The sequence below is a fragment of the Microcystis sp. M49636_WE2 genome (assembly GCF_030065375.1).
Lineage (GTDB): Bacteria > Cyanobacteriota > Cyanobacteriia > Cyanobacteriales > Microcystaceae > Microcystis > Microcystis aeruginosa_C.
The window spans coordinates 1-2,856 of the sequence record NZ_JASJFG010000011.1 but is presented as its reverse complement, the minus strand read 5'-3'; the positions used below and the strand labels follow the sequence as shown (position 1 = coordinate 2,856).

Annotated in this window: 3 protein-coding genes; 1 reads left to right on the top strand and 2 read right to left on the bottom strand. The window is 44.0% G+C overall.

Features of this window, described 5'->3' with window-relative positions:
- On the top strand, window positions 1-389 hold a 389-nt coding region (locus PX484_RS00265; RefSeq protein ID WP_288102628.1), incomplete at its 5' end, for a PDDEXK family nuclease.
- 259 nt (window positions 390-648) lie between these two features.
- On the opposite strand, the gene PX484_RS00260 is transcribed toward PX484_RS00265, so the two are convergent.
- Both PX484_RS00260 and aroC read right to left on the bottom strand, forming a co-directional pair.
- On the bottom strand, window positions 649-1,851 hold the full coding sequence (locus PX484_RS00260) for a glycosyltransferase family 4 protein (RefSeq protein ID WP_287766134.1): 1,203 nt from the start codon (window positions 1,849-1,851) through the stop codon (window positions 649-651).
- A 13-nt stretch (window positions 1,852-1,864) separates the two neighbouring features.
- Window positions 1,865-2,856 (bottom strand): chorismate synthase (aroC, locus tag PX484_RS00255; protein WP_288102627.1); only part of this gene is annotated, 992 nt, incomplete at its 5' end.

Below are 2,856 nucleotides of genomic sequence, written 5' to 3'. Positions count from 1 at the left end.
ATTTAGAATTTTTGGGATTAGATTTTACTCCTACTGGTTCTGTCACCTTAGAAAATGAATTTGAAAAGGTTAAAAGAGAAGGTGATAAATCCTATGAGTTGGGAGCCAATAGAAAACATTCTGATTTAGTGATTGAGGTGGTTGTTAGTAGTGGAGGAATTAATAAACTGGAAGCATACAAACGGTTACAAATCCCTGAAGTTTGGTTTTGGATGAATGATGAATTATTGTTTTATAGTTTAGGAAATGAGGGATATAAAGCTGTTAGTAAATCGCAACTTTTACCGAGTTTAGATGTAGGTTTATTGATGCGTTGTATTAATACAGAAAATCATGCTCAAGCACTGCGAGAATTTAGAGCAGGGATAAAAATTATTGAATCAACATAACAATAGAAAATGGTGATTTTTTCTGCCTATCTAAAGATTATGGGTTAACTTAAAAGTTGCAGAATGCCAAGAATTAAATTCTCAATATTCCAGCAAAAGGGAACAAGTTTTTAACCGTTTCATCGCCTCCGTATTATTAGAAGAAAGACGAGCAGGTAATATTCCTGCTTAGGAAGGAATTAGGATTGTAAGAGAAAGAATTTAATAGCGATATTAATCATTTAAAAGACAGTATTTTTGGGAAAATGCTCTCATTTCATCAACTCAATAACCAATCTAGATGATTCTGTAAACATTGCTTGAGGTCGTAGCGTTGCTTGATAGTTTCCCTAGCATTTAAACGCAGATTTTGCCAACCCTGGGGATAATCTAACACTTCATCGACGCGATCGGCTATTTGTTGAGGAGAAAAGAAATCCACTAATAAACCATTTTCCCCATCGGTAATTAATTCTCGCACGGGGGGAGTATCGGAACCAATCACCACGCAACCCATGGCCATAGCCTCTAACATTGACCAAGACAGCACAAAAGGACGGGTAAGATAGATATGGGCCGCTGATGCCTGTAAAACCTGTTTATATTGACCGTAGGGCAGAGAACCGGTAAAATGCACCCGGGATAAATCCAAAGAAAGGCTTTCTAACATCAATTGTTTATAGGTTTTGCCGTCCGGTAGAGTTTTCCCATAAGCGACCCGATCCTCCCCGACAATCACCACATGACAGTTAGGCCGACGGGCTAAAATTAGGGAAACAGCCGTCATAAATTGGGGAAAACCGCGATAGGGTTCCATTCCCCGGGTTGCATAGGTGACAATCTCCTTAACACCCGATAAATCTAAACCTATCTCTGGAATCACTAACTGCACATCGGGACGGGGACAGAAATAGTCCGTATCGATGCCATCGTGCAAAACCGTCAGTTTCGAGTGAAATTCGCTGGGAAATTGTTGTTTTTGCCAGATAGTCGGCGATAAACCTCGATCGCAACTGACCAGATCGATCAGGATCGTCGCATTTTTAATTCTAATCCGGGCTTCGGCATCAGCATTAAGGGGATCCGCCGGATCAAAATCAGCATCGGAACCATGGGCATGATAAAACCATTCAAAATAGGCTAAAAACTTAGTTTTCGGGAAAATATCCTTGATAAATAGACCCGGCCCCCAGCCAGAATGTGCATAGACAATATCGGGATAAAATCCTTGATTTTTCAGTTGTTGGCAAACACCATAAACCGCTTGACCTTGTAAAACCGCACTTTCGAGGGGACGGACATAATGATGGGTTTGGGGAGAAACAGCGCGACTTTCCTTGTAAATAAATTTTTTTACCCCCGCTATCTCTCCCTCTTGCCGGGTAGTGCCGAAAATAACTTGATTTCGGGGGTCTTGAGCCAAAACCGTGCTTAAATGGCGAAATTGGGCGGGAAAGTTGGAATGAAGGAATAAAAATTTCATCGCGGGTAAAGGTTTAGAAAAAGCGATCGCTAACCGTACATTGTCCCTGAAAACGGAGCAGATGATCGCATAATACCAAAGCCATCATCGCTTCTACCATAGGGACCGCTCGGGGTAAAACGCAAGGATCGTGTCTTCCTTTGGCTGCCAGGGTGGTTTCTTCCCCGGTGCGCGTCACGGTTTTTTGTTCTTTACCGATAGTTGCGGTGGGTTTAAAAGCGATGCGGATAATAATATTTTCACCGTTACTGATTCCCCCTTGGATACCCCCCGAACGATTGCTCGTGGTGCGAATTTCCCCGTTATCATCGATAAAATACTCGTCATTGTGTTCGCTGCCGGTTAAGAAGGTTCCCGCGAATCCCGATCCGATTTCAAATCCCTTGCTCGCGGGTAAGGACATCATCCCCTTAGCTAAATCGGCTTCTAGCTTATCAAAAACGGGTTCTCCTAGACCTTTCGGCACATTTCTGGCTACACATTCCACCACACCGCCGATCGAGTCCTTATTCAGGCGAATTTGGTCGATCAGGGCGATCATTTGGGCGGCCGTTTCCCCGTTGGGACAACGCACTATATTACTTTCCACCTCGTCGAGGGTGACGGTGTTGGGGTCGATGATTGCCTCAATATCTTTAATTCGCTTCACATAGCCGATAATCTCGACATTATAGATAGATTTAATGATTTTTTTGGCGATCGCTGCTGCGGCCACCCGGCCGATGGTTTCTCGGGCCGAAGATCTGCCTCCTCCTTTCCAGTTGCGAATGCCGTATTTTGCCTCGTAGGTGGCATCCGCGTGGGAAGGTCGGAATTTCTCGGCCATTTCGTTGTAATCTTGCGAGCGAGCATCCTGATTCCGCACTAGAATAGCGATCGGTGTACCGAGGGTTTTGCCGTCAAAAACGCCCGAAATTATCTCACAAATGTCATTTTCCCGACGCGGGGTCACGATTCTGCTTTGTCCCGGTTTGCGACGGTCTAAATCGATTTGAATCTCCTCTT